This window comes from Spirochaetota bacterium (genome assembly GCA_038043445.1).
Lineage (GTDB): Bacteria > Spirochaetota > Brachyspiria > Brachyspirales > JACRPF01 > JBBTBY01.
Genome location: JBBTBY010000178.1, coordinates 1 through 18,918 on the forward strand (window position 1 = coordinate 1; position 18,918 = coordinate 18,918).

At 56.3% G+C, this 18,918-nt stretch carries 14 protein-coding genes; 9 read left to right on the top strand and 5 right to left on the bottom strand.

What is annotated here, in order from left to right; genetic code table 11:
• Together AABZ39_21225 and AABZ39_21230 are read left to right on the top strand one after the other, a co-directional pair.
• Positions 1-1,505 (top strand): hydrogenase (locus AABZ39_21225; GenBank protein ID MEK6797312.1); only part of this gene is annotated, 1,505 nt, incomplete at its 5' end.
• 9 nt (positions 1,506-1,514) lie between these two features.
• Positions 1,515-2,267: a 4Fe-4S binding protein gene (locus tag AABZ39_21230; protein ID MEK6797313.1), complete on the top strand. Its 753-nt coding sequence runs from the start codon at positions 1,515-1,517 to the stop codon at positions 2,265-2,267.
• Here AABZ39_21230 and AABZ39_21235 read toward each other — a convergent pair.
• Complete coding sequence (locus AABZ39_21235; GenBank protein ID MEK6797314.1) at positions 2,230-3,474, bottom strand: DegT/DnrJ/EryC1/StrS family aminotransferase; 1,245 nt, start codon at positions 3,472-3,474, stop codon at positions 2,230-2,232. The two genes, AABZ39_21230 and AABZ39_21235, sit on opposite strands and share 38 nt — an antisense overlap.
• A gap of 421 nt (positions 3,475-3,895) precedes the next feature.
• On the opposite strand from AABZ39_21235, the gene AABZ39_21240 reads away from it, so the two are divergent.
• The 3 genes from AABZ39_21240 to AABZ39_21250 all read left to right on the top strand — a co-directional run bounded on the left by AABZ39_21240 (position 3,896) and on the right by AABZ39_21250 (position 8,789).
• A complete protein-coding gene (locus AABZ39_21240) occupies positions 3,896-6,034 on the top strand; it encodes a hypothetical protein (GenBank protein ID MEK6797315.1) in 2,139 nt (712 codons plus the stop codon).
• A 17-nt stretch (positions 6,035-6,051) separates the two neighbouring features.
• A complete protein-coding gene (locus tag AABZ39_21245; protein MEK6797316.1) occupies positions 6,052-7,338 on the top strand; it encodes a hypothetical protein in 1,287 nt (428 codons plus the stop codon).
• A gap of 62 nt (positions 7,339-7,400) precedes the next feature.
• Entirely contained in the window at positions 7,401-8,789 is a 1,389-nt protein-coding gene (locus AABZ39_21250) for a sigma-54 dependent transcriptional regulator (protein ID MEK6797317.1), read from the top strand.
• An 8-nt stretch (positions 8,790-8,797) separates the two neighbouring features.
• Here the strand turns inward: AABZ39_21250 and AABZ39_21255 are convergent, their stop codons facing one another.
• Positions 8,798-10,216 (bottom strand): PQQ-binding-like beta-propeller repeat protein, encoded by a 1,419-nt coding sequence (locus AABZ39_21255; protein ID MEK6797318.1) that lies wholly within the window; start codon positions 10,214-10,216, stop codon positions 8,798-8,800.
• A gap of 429 nt (positions 10,217-10,645) precedes the next feature.
• On the opposite strand from AABZ39_21255, the gene AABZ39_21260 reads away from it, so the two are divergent.
• From AABZ39_21260 to AABZ39_21270, 3 genes are all read left to right on the top strand, one after another.
• A complete protein-coding gene (locus AABZ39_21260) occupies positions 10,646-11,950 on the top strand; it encodes a DegT/DnrJ/EryC1/StrS family aminotransferase (GenBank protein MEK6797319.1) in 1,305 nt (434 codons plus the stop codon).
• Between the two features lie 109 nt (positions 11,951-12,059).
• Positions 12,060-13,478, top strand: a complete 1,419-nt coding sequence (locus AABZ39_21265) for a glycoside hydrolase family 16 protein (protein MEK6797320.1) — start codon at positions 12,060-12,062, stop codon at positions 13,476-13,478.
• Positions 13,475-14,344 (top strand): amidohydrolase family protein, encoded by an 870-nt coding sequence (locus AABZ39_21270; protein MEK6797321.1) that lies wholly within the window; start codon positions 13,475-13,477, stop codon positions 14,342-14,344. The genes AABZ39_21265 and AABZ39_21270 overlap by 4 nt, the downstream gene beginning before the upstream one ends.
• 3 nt (positions 14,345-14,347) lie before the next feature.
• Here AABZ39_21270 and AABZ39_21275 read toward each other — a convergent pair whose 3' ends face one another.
• Together AABZ39_21275 and AABZ39_21280 are read right to left on the bottom strand one after the other, a co-directional pair.
• Positions 14,348-15,172 (bottom strand): hypothetical protein, encoded by an 825-nt coding sequence (locus AABZ39_21275; GenBank protein ID MEK6797322.1) that lies wholly within the window; start codon positions 15,170-15,172, stop codon positions 14,348-14,350.
• 2 nt (positions 15,173-15,174) lie between these two features.
• Positions 15,175-17,061, bottom strand: coding sequence for an ABC-F family ATP-binding cassette domain-containing protein (locus AABZ39_21280; GenBank protein ID MEK6797323.1), 1,887 nt, complete (start codon positions 17,059-17,061; stop codon positions 15,175-15,177).
• Between the two features lie 132 nt (positions 17,062-17,193).
• Here AABZ39_21280 and AABZ39_21285 point away from each other — a divergent pair, with 132 nt between their 5' ends.
• Positions 17,194-17,472, top strand: a complete 279-nt coding sequence (locus AABZ39_21285; GenBank protein ID MEK6797324.1) for a pyrimidine/purine nucleoside phosphorylase — start codon at positions 17,194-17,196, stop codon at positions 17,470-17,472.
• Positions 17,473-17,475: 3 nt separating this feature from the next.
• Here the strand turns inward: AABZ39_21285 and AABZ39_21290 are convergent.
• Positions 17,476-18,918: family 16 glycosylhydrolase (locus tag AABZ39_21290; GenBank protein MEK6797325.1), on the bottom strand; the 1,443-nt coding region annotated here is incomplete at its 5' end.

An 18,918-nucleotide genomic window follows, 5' to 3' on the forward strand; every position in this document is an offset into this window, starting at 1 on the left:
ACATCCCTGAACGGGGCGATGAAATGACCGCGAATTGGCTCACGACAGCGAATGCCCGCTCCTTCAGAACAGGCGACGTCCCTTCACCGGTATTCTCCGAATTACGCGGCGACATCATGAAAAAGATACGCGGCGGCATGCGCGTCGTCCTTTTCTTCGGAACACGGCACGCGGACGATGTGACGCTCTACGTCGTGCTCGCAGAGGATGACACGTCGGAACTCCTCGTATCGTCGTCGCGCTTCCCTGCAGGCGATGAGTACCAATCGCTCACACCCGATGTACCGTCGTTCCACCTGTTCGAGCGCGAGTTCTGGGAAGACACGGGCATACGGCCCGTCGGGCATCCGTGGCTCAAACCGGTACGGTCCGGCATCGATACGCAGACACGTATGGGCGATCACCCGTTCTTTTCCATGGACGGCAGGGAGGTGCATGAAGTCGCCGTCGGCCCGGTGCATGCCGGCGTCATAGAACCGGGGCATTTCCGTTTCCAGTGTACCGGCGAAACGGTGCATCATCTTGAGATAGCGCTCGGGTATCAGCATCGCGGTGTTGAATCGCTGTTCCTTCAGGGCGATGCGCTCGGAAAAACGGCGCTCGCGGAATCGATCACATACGACGCCGTTGCGCATGCATCCTGCTACGCGCATGCCGTGGAGGCGCTTGCCGCATGCGATACCCCCGACCGTGCCCTCGCCATTCGCGCTGTAGCGCTTGAAATGGAGCGCGTGGGCGTGCATATCGGGAATCTTTCGGCGCTCGCCAACGACGTCGGATATCTCAGCGCGTGCTCGTTCTTTCAGGCGCGGCGCACCGCTATCATCAATGCGCTCCTCTCATTCTCCGGCAGCCGCTTCGGCCGCGGACTCATACGTCCCGGCGGCGTTGTCCATGACATCGATGCGGCGGACACCGGAACGCTCGTCAGCATAATCGATTCGACGCTCGACGATGTCATCATGATGGGTGAAACGATGTTCGACTCCGCCGGCGTACGCTCGCGCTTCGAACGCACCGGCATTGTCACTAAAAGGACAGCCCATGCAGCAGGGCTTGTCGGTGTTGCCGCGAAGGCATCCGGCCTCCCGCGCGACATCCGTTCGGCACATCCGTTCGGCGCCTATCGCGAACGCCCGATACACGCGGTGACGCTCGACGGCGGGGATGTGTTCTCGCGCGGCTATATCCGATTCCTTGAGATACAGCAGTCCTCGCGATTCATCCGCGAAGCGCTCATGCATCTCCCCAGAGGAGATATCCTTTCCAAACCGCCATCGCTCGCACCGGACCGCATGACGATAGCGATGGTGGAAGGTGTACGCGGGGAGACGATACACGCCGTTATTACCGATGCACACGGCGCCTTTGCGCGGTATAAAGTGAAGGATGCATCGTTCAACAACTGGTTCGGTCTTGCGCTCGCTTTGCGCGGCGAGGGCGTATCCGATTTCCCGCTCTGCAATAAAAGCTTCGATCTATCATATTCCGGACATGATCTCTGAGGTGATGCCATGAGCCTTTTATCGATGCGCTTACGCCAGGGCTGCCAGTACATACCGGATGTCCGGAGAGCAGTGGTTCATCCGAAGTTCCGCGGATTCCCGATCATCGACGGCTCGAAATGCGATACTGCAGCATTGAAAGATGTCTGTCCTGCCGGAGCGATACGGATGGACCCGCTCTCCATCGACATGGGAAAATGCGTGTTCTGCGGTGACTGTGAGCGCGCCTGTCCGAATGCGATACACTTCTCGAATTTCCATAAGCTCGCCGCCGATTCGCGGGAAGGGCTCATCGTGAAGAGCGGCGCAACTCACGACACGTTCTACCCGAATGCCGTACGCGTACGCAAGGGCATCAAGCGGATATTCGGCAGATCGCTCAAACTGCGTTCAGTATCGGCGGGCGGCTGCAATGCCTGCGAGCTTGAGCTCAGCGCCTCGATGAACGTGAACTTCGACATAGGACGATTCGGCATCGATATCGTCGCATCCCCGCGTCATGCCGACGGCATCATCATAACCGGGCCCATCCCCGAGCATATGGCTTCCGCACTCGAAGACACCATGCGCGCCATACCCGAGCCGAAGATGATGATACTCTTCGGGTCATGCGCGATATCCGGCGGTGTATTCGCATCGTCAAAGGCGCTCGACCGCGAATTTATCGATAAAAACCCTATCGCCCTTTACGTATCCGGCTGCCCGGTGCATCCGCTTACCTTCGTCAACGGGATGCTCGATATGCTTGGCCGACTTTCCTGATCGCCTTCACCATATCCTCGATATCGTTCTCAGAGAAGGATTCATGTATCGGAAGCCGTATCGCCGTACGCAGCACCTCTTCCGCGATCGGGCACAGCCCCGCATCATACGAATAGCGCTTCCCGGCTATCACCTCCGCCGGCCACACACCCGGGAAAAAACTTTTCTCCCGAAACACCGGCTCGCAATAGATCGGCCGTGCGATATACCCCGCACCCGCGGGTACGCCCTCCGCGGTGAGCGCCGCGGAAAAGCGATCGCGACCGACGGCGAAGGAATCCGTATCGATGCGGAGCATGTAGAACCAGTATGATGAGAGCGCATGATCCTGAACGCGGTGCGTGTGTATCCCGTCGATATCGCGTATGCGTTCGGTGAGCAATGTCCCTAGGCGCCTGCGGCGCGTGATGATGCCGTCGAGTTTCGTGAGCTGACCCCGTCCAGCAGCGCTCTGCAGCTCCGATATGCGGTAGCACGGCGCGAGCGCGGTCATACGGACACCGCGCGCGTGGCGGTCGTAGCATTTATCGGCATAGTTCTGGTTCCGATAATACATCGCCTCGTCGTTCGTGAGGACAAATCCGCCGTCGCCCGTACCGATATGCTTAAACGCATTGAGCGAGAAGCAGCCCATGGCACCGATAGTCCCGACCTTTCTGCCGCAATAGACGGCATCGTATGACTGCGCGCAATCCTCGACGACCGGAATACTGTGCTCATCGGCTATCGCCATGATATCGTCCATCTCGCAGGGATTGCCGGCCAGATGCACGACGATTATCGCCTTTGTCCGCGGGGTTATGCATGCGCGTATCGATGCGGCGGTGATATTGTACGTATGCGCGTCGACATCGGCGAACACCGGTATGAGGTTCTGATAGAGAAGCCCTATAAGCGTTCCATAGTCGGTAACAGGCGATGTTATCACTTCATACCCCGGTTCGATGTTAAGCGATGCAACTGCCGTATGTATCGCCGCCGTACCCGATGATGTCATCGTGCAGAAGCGTGCACCGAAATGATCACTCGCCTCGCGGCAGAACGCCTTTGTCATCGTCCCCGACCAGTAGAACAGGTCCTGACTTTCAAGCGCTTCGTTCACCAGCACACGCTCCGCATCATCATATCGTCTGCCCGTGCTGAACGGCACAGTCCTCACTTTTGTACCGCCGTCTATGGCAAGTGTCGATACCGTTGTTGTCATCATAATGTTCCTCCGTGCTATTCGAGCATGATGGATATACGCAAGAACCGTGCCGTGCGCAGCGCCGCTATTCACCGCTCGATCGATGATGTTTTTCCACGATCGTCCATTGTCATGACATCTGCGCCAATGCAATGACACACCGGTGACCGATAATTGACGCCCCGCAGAGGGCCATGCATCGTTCTCCGTACGGGCATCTGCACGCAAGGGCAGTTTGCCTGAAAAGACACACAATTGCCGATTTATACATTGACGCAGTTCCAACGCTGTTCTATCCTTACTCTGTGGGGAATTGCACGGCAATTGCGCATGCAGTTTATCGACTTTTGACGGCAGCGTGAAAACAACATACACCTATGGCTTTTTCGTATCCCAAAAACAGACATGCGCGTGGTCGTATGCACCGCCGTGGAGTTCCCGTATGGGACAGTTCATCCGGATACTGACCGCGGGGATTGCGTCTCTGCTGGTGACCGCCCCCGCGTTCGGTCTTGATATTACGTGGAAGCAAACGTTGTGGCGCACGGCAGCTGCAACAGCCGTCGCAAGCAATACGGCGATCGAGCCATTCAGCACCCGCTATTCCGACGATAGCAGCCTCTACTTCTGCTGCCCGGACTGGCGTACCAACGGCAGTGTCATCCTCAGACCGCTTGTCAATTATTGGCCGTCGTACATCGCAAGCTCGGGGGATTTCAGTTCGTACGGCTGGAACGACTGGTACCAGAACTACCTCAGTTACTCCCGATACTTCGATGCAACAACGTCAGTGGACGGAGCGGGATGCTATAAGCTGGGCATTGAATCGACGAATACTACTTCTGCTATTCAGGCACACCGGAATAAAGACAACAGGAACACGCATGCAACGATGACGCATGAGTCGAACGCATTCTTCATGTTCTATTCGAAATCGGTCAACCCGCCCGGCGCACCGACGCCCGCGAACCTGAGCCTCTCGGTCATTATATGCCAGGGCGAATTCGCCTACAAAGGGCATACCGTATACGGGTTCGACAACGCATCCCCTTCATGGACCGATTGGGGGATGAATTGCGGTCAGTTCAATTACAATACGAACAGTCTGCGATTGCTTCCTCTCACCAATGTCGACGGCTGGTTTTATGCATCGAACTACATCGGCGCCTATCTGAACGTCAATTCCTTTTTCAATCGAACGGGCGCAGCGTTCGGCGTACCGATATCGAACACCTTCTGGGTGGATGAACCCATATTCGCCTATGACCTCGCCCCGAGCGGCTCGTTCATTTCATCACCGATAGAAGTTGCCTCATCGTATACCACGAACAACACGAACCATGTATTCCGCTGCATAAAATCGCTTGCCTTTTCGGGGATACAAGGGCTGTATTGTACGAACGGCATCGGGTTCACGAAGATAACGAACACGAATGCGAACTATTATGCCAACGTGCTCATAAAACTGCAGGTCCGCGGCGGCGATTCGCTCGCCGACCTGGCATCGCAGCCGTGGGTTGGCCCTTCAGGTGCAGGCACGTATTTTACGAATACGCCGGGGGCGTCGAATATATCATCGCTTGCGGGGCTGAAAACGAACGGTTCCTATTTCCAGTATCGCGTCGAATTCGAATCGGCCATGCAGGGGGTAACACCGCTGCTCACCAATGTTGCGCTGACTTTCGATTACAAGCCGCTCGCGACGGCGATCTTCACGAACCCCGCACCCGCAGCATGGCTCACGAACGGAACCTTTATTATCGCCGGCAGGACATACCCCCCCAACAATGTTTTCGTCTATTTCAGCACCAACGGCATCAGTTTCAATCTCGCCAATACGAACGTTGCCGGTGCATGGTGGACGAATCTCTCACTTGCGTCCATAAGCGGCGGTGTAACGCTCACTACCGTAGCGAGCAATAGTTCCATCGCCGATATGATAACGAACACGCAGGTGGTCAATATCGACACGACGGCGCCGGCCGCGGGGATAACGAACCTGACCGCAGGAGCTGTCGTAGCGAACCCGCCATTCCCGTTCTACTTCGCATTCACCGGAACGAATGCCGATCCCGAATCCGGCATCGCCGTCACACGCTGTATCATCACGAATACGTCCGGTGCGGTAACGAACGTCCCGGCAACGGTCACCGGCGGGGGATTCGCCTGCAATTGGAATTCGCAGACCGTACCTGTCGGCAATTACTTCATCTACGTCGTTACGACGAACACTGCGGGTAATTTCCGTGAATCGCCAAGCATACCGTTCACGGTCGCCGCACAGCCGCCCGCGTATACCTCACAGACGAATCTCGCCAATGCGGTCGCGATTTACAGCCCCTATCGCGGAGTCGGACCCGGCATTGTGTTCGCCAACCTGGAGCCGACCACCACGGTAACGATATTCACCATGTCCGGAAAAAAGCTCAAGGAACTCCGGCCCCCGGAAACCGGCGGCGAGGGATGGCTCTTATGGGACTTGACGACATTGGATAATAGGCGTGCATCGCGCGGGGTCTACGTATGTGTGCTCGCCTTCCGCAGGGAAACACGCACCATGAAGGTAATGATAAGCAGATGAGGATACAACACTGCAGCATGATCATAGCGGTCACGCTCTCCCTTCAGGCGCAGACGATAAGCTCGTTCGATGTGCTCAACATCGGCATCGGCGGCGCGGCGGCGGCGGTCGGGCAGACGGCTGCGGCCGATACGGGATCGGCGGAGGGTGTGTTCTACAACCCCGCAACGCTCGGCTCGCTTGAAGGGGACTTGGCACTGCTCGGATCGTTCAATCCGTATCTCGGCATGGCGCTCTGGAGCGGCGCCGTCGCATGGCGCATCCCGGGCGTCATGACCCTCGCGGCCTCCGGTTTCGGTCTTGTGTTCACCGAGCCCATCATCGGCGACATCCTCTATTCCGGTGACACGGGGCGCGCCCTTCCCTCCGGCGACTATGTGTTCTCCGGCCACGCGGCATTCCCCCTCGGGTCCTATCTCAAACTGCCGTTCCTCCTCGATGCGGGCGTCAGCGTCCGCTATGCGATGGAAACGCTCGATGACGTGAGCATTTCCGGCATCATGGCGGATGCAGGACTTGTCATCGCCTTCACCAATCTCGCGGAGAAACACAGCATCGCCATCGGCGCGTACGGGCGCAATCTCGGCGTCGGCCTTACGAGCGGCATCATACTTCCCTCAGCGGTGACCGCCGGGTTGAAATACCACGGGAAGATCGGCAAAGCGTTCGGCGTGAAAGCAATGTTCGATGCGAACATCTTCTTCAACGACGCACCGAAATTCGATCTCGGCGCCGAGTTCGATATCTTCAACGTCGCGTTCATTCGGAGCGGCTACATGTTCGGCTACGATGCGCGGGGCTTCACCATCGGTGCCGGGGCGCGCATCGCCATCGATACGATGAAATTCCGATTCGACTATTCGTTCGTCCCGCTCGGCGACCTCGGCATGCATCACGCGCTCGAGCTCACGGTCATGTTCGGCAGCGGCGCACCGGCGCCGGTCGTTAATGACGGGCGCGCTCAATTCGAACAGGGCGAAGCCTTCCTCAGGGAGGCGCGCTATCGTGATGCGGCGGACAGCTTCGCTTCCATTTCCCCGAATTCGCCCTACTACAAGGCAGCGCTCGAGAAGTTGGCGGTAGCGGAATCGCAGCTCGCGGCGCAGGACCGGTCGAAGGTGACGGCAAAGGCAACGCCGGCAAAAAGCGATGAGGATATCTATATCGAAGCGATATCGTACGCGAAAGCGAAGGATTATCGCAAGGCGATAGAGCTCTGGAAAAGGATACAGCCCGGGTCGGAACTCTATGAGCGCGCGCAGGCGAACATTCAAAAGGCGATAGAACGCTCCGCACAGGAATAATTGAACGCCGAATAAACGCCGCCGAAGCGGCTATTTGACACCCGTGACAGTAATGACATATAATGACCGCCATGAAGGTCATCGTCATCGGAAACTATCAGATCGATCTTGAGCGCGAGATACAGAAGCGCTGGACATGGGAACCCTCTACCGCAAAGGCATCCGAGCTCTTCATGAAGGAGACCTTCGATGTCGTCGTCGTGGGGCTTCATATCGGTCCGCCCGACGGCATCGCGATACTTGAGCTCGTCAAGAGGGGATCGCCCGGCACCATTGTCATCATCACCACGATGGACAAGGACCCGAAAGCGATGATGCACTGCTATGAAAAGGGCGCTGACGGTTTTCTTTTCGAGCCGCTCCCTATCGATGAACTTGAGTTCACCATCAGGCGATATATGCTCGAGAAGGAACGCCGGGAGGAGCTTGAACGCTACCGCTCAACCGAGCTCCCCGCCGAGATAGATGATGTGCTCGTGGGCAGCAGCATCGTCATCGGCCGGGTGAAGAACGCCATTCTGCAGTATGCCGCGTCGAGCTCGACCGTGCTCATTCGCGGCGAAAGCGGCACCGGCAAGGGCATTGCCGCACGGCTGCTCCATGCCTATTCACCGAATAAGGAGGGGCCGTTCATCCATGTCAACTGCACGGCGATACCGGAATCGCTCATGGAAAGCGAGCTCTTCGGCCATGAGAAAGGCGCGTTCACGAACGCGGTGGCGCAGAAACCGGGACTCTTCGAACTGGCCTCCGGCGGCACGCTTTTCCTTGATGAAATAGGCGAGCTCCCGCTTGCCATGCAGGTGAAACTGCTCACGGTGCTCGAAGAGAAATATATCCGACGCATCGGCGGCACACGCAACATACCGATACAGGTCCGGATATGCGCGGCAACGAACAAGGACATGGAAAAAGCGATACGCGACCGCGAGTTCCGCGACGACCTGTACTATCGCCTCAATGTGCTTACGCTGGATATACCGCCGCTCCGCGAGCGTGCGGACGATATCCCCGCCATCGCCGATAGAATGCTCACCGCCCTTGCAAAAGATCAGAACAAGCGCATCGACGGCTTCAGCAGTGCGGCACTCGCAGCATTGCGCGCGTATCCCTGGCCGGGTAATGTGCGGGAATTGAAGAACGTCATCGAGCGTGCGCTCATACATACCGCCGGGCGCATCGTCGAGGAAGCGAGCATCGTCCTCAATGGATCGCCGGACTTCCCGGCGGGGCCGGAGCCCTCCGGCACAGCGAATGCGCTCTCATCATCCGGCGTCATTACGCTCGCCGAGGTCGCCGAAAAAGGGATGAACACCGTACTTGAGAATTTCGAGCGCATGCTCATCCATGGTGCGCTTGAAAAGCACGACGGGAATCAGAGCGCGGCAGCACGCCTCCTCGGGATAAAACGGACCACGCTCGTTCAGAAAATGAAAAAACTCGGCATATGAAACCGTATCTATTCGCCGATGCAGTAAAGCCTGCTCACCCCTTTCTCGTTCGCACATCGTATATACATGCGCGCGCCATCGCATACCGGCGTTGAACGGAACGGGTCTATCGCCGCACGGGCCAATTCCTTATACTCTCGTCCTGGTGCGAGTATCGCCGATCGCCCGTTCTCGCTGCTCACGATGACGACATTCCCGGCGATGACGGGCGATGGGAATATCGTCGCACCCATGCCGCTCAATTTCTGTTCATAGCATTTCTCGCCGGTAGCGGCGTCGAGCACAGTGAACACCGATGTCTGATTGATGATATACATGAGCCCGTCATGGATGAGAGGCGTGGCATAGTAACGCTCTTTTGCCACGCCGGTCTGCCAAAGCTTGACCGGGGTAATGACACCGGCGTTCACTTCGATGGAGAATGCCGCGGCATGATCGGCGCTTGCGACATAAACGATATTCCCGATCGCGAGCGGCGATCCGAATTCCGAGCGCAGTCCGTTCGTCGAGAGCGTCTTTCCGTCAAGCGCGGATACTATCTCTCCGCCGTCGGTAAAGAGGACATCGATACCGCCCGTACGAACGACAGCGGGCGTTCCCCAGTAATGCACATGCGGGGAGCGCCACTTCACCGCGCCGCTCGACAGATCGAGTGCGAACATATTCGTGAACTGCACGATGAGCGACCCGCCGGCAATGACCGGCGAACCCGACTGTCCCCATTCATTCACGGTTTTATCTATGAGACGTATCCAGCGCTGAACGCCGTCGAGCGTGAACGATGCCCCAACCCCGGAGCCGAAGAGGATATAGATGTTCGTACCGTCAAAAGCCGGGGTATTCGAGGTGTAGCCGTTCGCCGGATGTGCTTCCGGCATCCGGTATTTCGCCGCGAGCGGGAATCCATCGAGATTCGCCTTGCAGGCCGCTATCTTTTCATTGAGCGCCGGTATCTCGGAGCGCGCATCGGCAAGGGCTTTTTTCTTCTCTTCATCATCGGGGTTCGCCTTTGCCGCCTTGTCCTTGGCTATTATCTCCTGCCGCTTCTTTGCAAGCGCACGGGTAAGCGCTTTCAGTTCCTTCTCGAACGGCTCCGCCCCGGCGCGGTCTTCGGGGAGTTTCTCCCGCTCTTCGGCCGTCATGATGCCGTCATATGACGCGCTTTTCTGCCAGAGAATTTTCCCATCCTTGCCGATACACAGTACGATGTCCGGTTCCGCGGTGACGATGATCTTCTCTCCGATGATAAGCGGCGTACCATTGCTCCATTTCGGCATTTCCGATGACCACACCACGCGATTGGAAGCGCTCCATTCTGTCTGCGGCGAGGCCGATGAGAAATTACCACCTTGTCTCCGCCAATCAATAGTGGCGGCAGTAAGCGAAGACATGACAACTAGTGACAGAATGACGGTTACATTTTTCATGCAGGCTCCGTTCATACAGATCGAATGATGAATATGGGGAAGTATACCCGATGAACAGGCATCGTCAAGCATATCCTTCCCGTATCCTTCCCGTATCCTTCCCGAATTCATCACGTAAGAAAAATGCAACCACAGAGAAAGAGCAGAAGAACACAGAGAAATAGCGGGTACTGGTTTTTACTCAATTGATTATTTTTATTCCCTTTCTTTAATTCCCTCTCCGCGTTTTCTCTGTGACCTCGGTGGTTTTTCTTTCCCTATATGTGAAGATTTGTGTCTTCGCGGTCATTCCTATCGCTTTTATTCGTCATAACAATGACATGCTGTCAACGGAATGACATAGCCACCCCTAATTCCCCTATGAAATCGATGATATTTCTGGCACGGCAGTTGCATGTATCCATACAACGATTAGTTCGGAGGATCGATATGATAACCGCAACAAACACTGCATTGGCCATCAACGGCGGCGAAAAGGCCGTTACCATCAACGATATGGACACGTTCCATTGGCCGATCATCACCAATGAGGATGAAGAGGCGGTGCTCGCCGTACTGCGCCGAGGGGCGATGAGCGGCACCGATGTTACCGAACTCTTCGAAAAGGAATTCGCCGCATGGCAGGGTTGCTCGTACGCGCTCGGCTGCAACAATGGCACGGCGGCGCTCCATTCCGCGATGTGGGCCTGTGGCGTAACGCACGGCACGGAAATAATCGCACCATCAGTGACATACTGGGCTACCGCGCTCCCCGCGCTCAATCTCGGCGCGTCCATCAATTTCGCCGATATCGATCCGGACACCTTCACGATAGACCCCGATGATATCGAACATCGAATAACGAAGAACACGCGTGCGATAGTCGTTGTTCATCTCTATGGCTATGCCGCCGACATGGATCCCATCATGGCAATAGCGAAGAAATACAATCTCAAAGTGATAGAGGATGTAAGCCATGCGCACGGCGCTCTGTACAAAGGGCGTAAAGTCGGCACCATCGGCGATGCGGGCGCAATGTCCATGATGAGCGGCAAATGCTTCGCCATCGGCGAGGGCGGCATGCTCGTCACCAACAACCGCCTCATCTACGAGCGGGCCGTCGCCTTCGGTCATTATGAACGCACCGGCGCAAGCCGCTACTCGAATGCGGCGCGCGCCATCACGGACGAGTCGCTCCTTCCGTTTGCGGGACTTCCCATGGGCGGCTTCAAGTACCGCATGCATCAGTTATCCGCGGCGGTCGGTCGTGTTCAGCTGAAACATTATGATGACCGAATGCAGGGCATACAGGGTGCAATGAACTATTTCTGGGAGAGGATCAAGGATGTGCCGGGTGTCATAGAACATCGTGTGCAGTACGAAAGATCCACCATGGGCGGGTGGTATCTCCCCGCTGCAGGGTATTGCGCCGATGATCTCGGCGGACTTACCGTCGAAAGATTCTGCGCCGCGCTCACCGCCGAAGGGGTCAAAGGTGTCTCCCCCGGTGTGAACAAGGCGCTCCATACGCATGCGCTTTTCCATTCCGCCGATATCTACGGCGACGGGAAGCCCACCATGTGCGCGAACACGGACCGCGATATACGTGAGGGTGCCGGCACATTACCGGTCGCCGAGAACATAGGGGCACGGGCGATGTTCATACCGTGGTTCAAGAAATGCGATACGACCGTGATCGATCAGTATGTGTCGGCGTTCAGGAAGGTCGCATCGAACTATCGTGAACTTCTCTAAATCAAGGATGAATTTCATGCTTGACTGCTTCGCGAACGACGGTATACTTTATGAATGCGCGATGGCACGTCGATCCGCGGATGGGATCTATCTGCAAAGGAGCTGCTGAATGAGAACAATTCCCGCTGTATTCTTTTGTCTCGCCCTTATCTGCCATGCATCAGGAACGGTCAACATGATGGAAAACCCCGGTGCGGAAGATGGAACGCCGAGTGCGTCCTATCCGTATAAGAATTTGAATGCCGGCAGCGTTTGTGCCGATCTCTTCCCGGATGGTTGGGGTTTTTATAATGGCGCAGGGGTAATGGTCTGCGGCGCTACATCAAAGGAAGCACATACAGGAAAGAACAGCTTTTTCATGGAATGGAAAGAAGGCGTTCTGACCAACAGCGATATTCTGCTTGCCCGAACCGACGGATATGACGGCAGCAATGCAATGCCCGCGATGGAAGGGAGTTATTACTTTTCGTTCTACGCGAAAGGAAATATCCCGACATGTTCACTAAGGGTTTTCACGTGGAAAAACAGCACGAACACGAAAGAACGCGGGGGATTCCTCACTCCTATCCTCATTCCTTCTGTCGTCGCTGCGTCCGCGGAATGGGCATACTATGAAGGGTTCTTCCGTATCGGTCCGGGTATACGATCGTTCGCGATCGGCGTGCATCTCGGTCCGACGCCCGGACTGATGAATGGTCACGCCCTCTATGTGGATGATGTCGTCGTCGCACCCGTATCCGATGCCGAGCTTCCCGCACTGCGGGCTCGTCTCACCGTCGGCATGCCCCTGCCGAAGAATGTGGTCCCGGGACCTCCCGCGAATGCCGGTTATCGCCTGGTCTTCAGTGATGAATTCAACGGACCTGCTGGCCCTCCCGACCCTGCACATTGGACGCCGTGGGCGCTCGGTCCCCGCAGAGATGCGGTGAATGTCACGGATGCCGCACAGCTTGATGGCAAAGGGAATCTCGTTATAACGACGGAACTGAAGGACGGGAAATTCACGACCGGCGGGGTTACCGGCATCGATAAACGATCGTTCACCCGGGGATATTTCGAGATACGCTGCCGTGTTCAGACGCAGGTCGGTCATTGGTCGGCATTCTGGCTGCAGGCACAGAAAGGCGACTGGTCCATCGCTCCCGAGAAAGGGGGTGTTGAACTCGACGTCATGGAATATATCGCGAGCCCGAAATATGAGAACACGGCTATGCACACGATACACTGGGGAGGGTATGGGGATAAACATCAGCAGGTGAACCGGCAGAAGAAATTATTCGGTCTCGGTAAAGGATATCATCTTTTCGCTATGGAATGGACACGCAACGGTTATGTGTTCTATACAGACGGCATGGAAACAGGTCGCATCGATGGCCCGGTATCGGAGGTGCCGCAATATCTCCTGCTTACCATGGAAGTAGGGACCTGGGCGGAGAAGATACAGGAGGCCGTTTTGCCGGACTCTTTCATGATTGACTACATCCGCGTCTGGCAGAAACCGGAAGATATTGCAGGTTCACCACAATGATCATCGACGCACATAATCACCCCGACTGGCACGGTCATGGCCTCGCCAAATTCCTCGCGAACATGGAAGCGAACCATATCGATATGACATGGCTTCTCTCCTGGGAATGTCCCGCTGACGAATGGGACCCCTCGTTCACGCAGGCCCTCGGGCTTGTCGACAGCGAGAACGGCCCGATACCGTTCTCGCGCTGCGTATCGTATGCGGAACACGCACCGGGAAAATTCATACTCGGTCATGCGCCCGACCCGCGAAGGCCCGACGCGATAGACCGGCTTGCCTCGGCCATCGACATGCACGGCGTGCGGGTGTGCGGCGAACTGAAGCTCCGCATGATGTACGACAACTTCGACGCGATACGCCTTTTCAAATTCTGCGGCGAAAAAAAGGTGCCGGTCATAGTACATCTCGACTATGAATTCGATACCGGGAAGAGGTATCCCCGTCCCAATTACTGGTACGGCGGCGGCATCGACCCCTTTGAGCGCGCAGTGCAGAAATGTCCCGATACGATATTCCTCGGCCACGCACCGGGTTTCTGGGCGCATATCTCCGGCGACGATCAGTACGACAAGTCACCGTATCCGAAGGGGCCGATCGTACCCGGCGGAAAGATGATAGCCATGCTCAGGCGATACCCCAATCTCTGCTGCGATATGTCCGCCGGTTCGGGACTAAACGCGTTGATGCGCGATGCACCGTTCGCAAAGGAATTCCTCATTGAATTCCAGGACAGGGTGCTTTACGCGCGGGATCAATTCGACAATAAGCATCAGGAATTCCTGAACTCGCTCGGACTGCCGAAGGATGTGCTTGAGAAATTATACAGCGGCAATGCGCAAAAGCTTGTTCCGCTGACCGCATGACACTCAGCTCTTCGTCATGACGCGGACGAAGAAACCGCTGTTATACCCGTTATACTTGCTTCTCGATATGTCACTATAGGCGAAATAGTCGGTCGAAACCCCGGCTATCATTACAAGCGACTTCAATACCGTATCGATCTCGAATGCGACGGAATGCTTCCCGTAATTGTTCGCACTCGTATAAAAATCGAGGACGTGTTGATATTGGTACCCCGCATACATCGCCGATAATTGGCTCAACCGATACGACACACGCGCCATCCCGGCAACGGTGAGCTCGCTGAACTCCGACGGCTGATAGAACGGGAAATTCGCGCGATTGATCTGTCTCGCCATGACGTTGAATTCCACGCCGAGGTTCCTGCTGATGACACCTGACGTATCGTCCTTGAAGAGATATGCGAAGGGGATCTGGTAGGACAATACCCCGAGCACGCCGGAGCGGAATATCATCCGCGCATTGTTCATCTGATAATTACCTTCCGCATGGAGTATTGTGCGGACGAAGAACGATTTCATGATATCGTTCCTGCTGAACGGCTGGATATCGCTCTTATAATAGAGGTCGAACACATGACTGTTCTGATAATTGAGGCCGTCGTTCGTGCTCTCGATGAGCGTAACACCGGTACCCGACGACACGTCGTCCACGATATTATCCGTAACATATTTATAGGCGAATGTCGCGAGAACGCTCGCGTCCGACTGCAGATAGGAATAGGACAATTTCGGCGAGGCGACCGTGGCGGTGTGTTCGGTCACCGAAACGCGGCTTTGCCCGCCCATGAGATTCTCATGGAAGCGGTAATCGATGAGATAATCATCCATATTCAGCCGAGAGCGACAAGCGCCTCCCATTCCGGTATGAGATCGTTCAATTCCTTCTCTATCACTTTATACCGTGCGGAATATTCGGCGATGGTCTTCGGGTCCGCGGTGCCGGCAGTGAAAATATCGTTGATCCCCCGTTTCTCGTTCTCAAGCAAGCCTACCAGTGCCTCAAGCTCCTTAAGCCGCTGTGTCTCTTTCCAGGTCAGTTTTTTGCGCTCCGCCTCAGGCGTCTTTTCCGGCGCTTTCACGCGCTTCGATCGATCGCGGCCCTCACGCTCCTGCAACGCATCCTGTTCACGCTTTTGCACAAGATATTCGGTATAGGAGCCGGTGAAGCGCTTGACTATGCCGCTCCCGTCAAGGATGAAGAGATCGTTGACCACATGGTCCATGAAGCAGCGGTCATGCGATACGAGGAACACGGTTCCCTTGAACGTAAGGAGATAGTCCTCAAGTATCGAGAGCGTCTTAATATCCAGGTCATTCGTCGGCTCATCGAACATGAGCACATTGGGCGTGCGCATGAGCACGGAGAGCAGATACAGCCGCCGTTTTTCACCGCCGGACAGTTCGGCGATGCGCGAGTAATGCATGGACGATGGAAAAAGGAAGCGCCCGAGCATGTCGGATGCGGTCACGCGTTCGCCGTCATCGAGCACCGCCGACTCACCCGACTCGCGTATGAATTCCAGTATGCGCATATCGTCGCGCAGATGCATCGATGTCTGATCGAAGAAGCCGATGCGCGTCGTCTCGCCGATATCGACACGCCCGCTATCGGGCGAGAGCCTTCCGGAGAGCAGATTGAGGAGCGTCGTCTTCCCCGAACCGTTCCCGCCGATGATGCCGATTCGCTCGCCTTTCGCGAAGCGGTATGAGAATCCGTTCATGATGGTCGCTTCAGGGAACGCCTTGTCTACCTTGTGACAATCGATGACCTTCCCGCCCTGCCGCGATGTTGCGAGCGAGATATCGACGACAGCGTCGGCCTCATACCATTGATGCTCCTTGAGCGCTTCTGCCCGGTCGATACGCGCCTTTTGTTTCGTCGAGCGCGCCTTCGGACCGCGCTTAAGCCACTCAAGCTCGCGCCGGAGCACGGAGGCTACGCGTTCGTCCTCGCGTACACGGTCATTTTCAAACTCGCTTTTTTTCTCAAGGTAATAATCGTAATTCCCGTCGTAGCGGTAGAGCCCCCCGCGCCAGAGCTCGAAAACGCCCGACGCGACAGCATCGAGAAAATAGCGGTCATGCGAAACGACGAATACCGACTGCACGGACCTCATGAGATAATCCTCAAGCCAGAGTATCGTCGCGATATCCAGGTGATTCGTCGGTTCATCGAGTATGAGGAGATCCGCCTCCGAAATGATGACCTCGGCGAGCGCCACCTTTTTCCGCATGCCGCCGGAAAGCTCGCTCATGGGCTGCAATAGATTATCAATGCCGAACGTATCGAGGACAGCGCGTATGCGCCGCTCATAGTCCCATGCGTTAAGCGATTCTATCGAATCCATCACCTCCCCGAGCTCATGCTGGAGCGCGGGTGTTTCGCTGTGCTGCATCGCCTCAAGGCAGGCTTCGTAGCGGCGTATCGCCTTCGCCTCGGGCGTCGCGCGGCTAAATATATGCTCAATGACCGTGGATGCCGGGTCGTACTGTATGTTCTGGGGAAGATATGATATCGAAAGTCCGCGCTCGAAGATGATATTCCCGCTATCCTGCTTTTCGCGCCCGGCAAGTATGCGAAGGAGCGTGCTCTTCCCCGTGCCGTTTATCCCGATGAGCGCTATCTTCTCGCCGCGGTCCATCCCGAACGAAACATCGGAGAACACGGTCTTTTCGCCGAAACCCTTGGCAAGCGCTGTCGCGGATATTATTGGCATGGTGCACTATACGTGAAAACGACCATCTTAGCAAGGAATTTTGGTCACATGAAGACATTTCGGGAGAAAGTCAGCATCTTGACCGAAATCTCGCTCCCGATATAATGCGCGCATCACCTGCAAGGACAATCCATGAAACACAACACGTATTTTGACGGCAATGTCCAGAGCCTCTCGCTCAGCACCGGGGACGGCGATGCCACCGTCGGCGTCATAGCGCCGGGAACGTTCGAATTCTCAACGACAAGCGATGAGCGCATGGCCATCGTGTCGGGTGTGCTCCACGCGGAGGTGCCCGGGCTCTCGCCGCGATTGTACAAGGCCGGCGAGCATTTCATCGTGCCGGCGAACTCGAAATTCAAAGTTACGGCGGAACGCGACGTCGCCTATCTCTGCCACTACAGGAAATAGGGGTTACTCCGCTGCCATCCGGACGTCGTCGAGCCAGAGCGTGCCGACTCCCTCGATGCGGAACGTTATTCTCGCAGCGCCGGCATTCTCCGCCACCGATATCGATGCAGTATATTCTTTCCACTCGTCACTGGGCGTTGCCGGCAATGAAAAGAGCGATGCGAACGGCGGCATCATCTGCCTGAGCTCGGCCTTGAGCGTCGGTACATTCCCGCGCACCCAGAACGAGAGCGACGCCTTCTGCCCCGGCTTGATCGGCACTTCCTGAACGAATTCCGTCACCGGGGAAGTCTTTATCGCCCGAACGGTTATTTTCTGCGCTGCCGCCCCGCTGTGCGGATTCGCCGTGTCGGTCTCAAGCAGCACATCGTTCTTCGCCCAATTATTGAGCGACCACACACCCGCCGATTCAAAACCGCCGTTGCGTATCAGGTTCCCGTCCGAGGGCATGGCTGCCGCAGCGACCGGGGACTTCGGCGCGGTCCGTACGGGAAATACCGGTTTTCCGGACGCATCGAAAAGATCATACACGCGGACATAGTCCACCATCCACGCATCGGGGAGCTTCGCGTTCTTCACATTACCCGCCCAGCTGTTGTCCTTCGCCTCCGCTTCATCGGTAAGCCGTATCTGCGCGGGCACCTGACAGACCCCGCCGGCATTCGTGCGATACACCTCATAGTCGTCGACATAGAACACATAGATATCGGGCGTCCAGAGCAGCGAGAACGTATGCCAGCCTTCCATGACACCGGGATTGATAGAACGCAGACCCGCCGACTTGTGGTCAGCCCCATAGCCGTCCCAGTGAAGTGCATGATTCACTTCCGGACCGATCCACGGCTTTTCCATGATATCGATCTCGGTCCCGTCGCGGCCGCTGCCGTCGACATCGCCGGTACTCGTCGTCTGCAGCCAGAACGCGTTCCAATGTCCGGTACTCGCATGCATTTTCATGCGCGCGGTATAGAAGCCGTACGCGTGCACGAATTTATCGCCGGTATCGACCCAGCTGTTGTACACGGTGTCGCCTTCCCTGAATATACCCATGACAAGATGCCCCTCGCCGTCAAGTTTCACCGCTTTCGGCGAGCGCATTGCATCGTGACGCTTCCCTTCGCCGATCACCCATTTCGAAGCGTCAAGCGATGTGCCGTCGAATTCATCGTTCCATATCATCTTCCACGACTGTCCCGCGTCCGCTGCCGGAACACCGTTTATCTTCGGCCGCGATGCCTGAAGCGCCTGTGCATACGAATCATCCATGGCCACGAGCGCAAGATCGGCTATCTCTACCTCCTGCTTCTGCCCGCCGAACATTATCGATATGGCGACCTTATCGGCGGGGTATTCCTTCACCATCGGCACGGGGAATTCAATGCGCTTCCATTCGACACCGGCCTTCGGCTCAACGCGCGCTATCTGATATACTTCCGGACGAGTTAA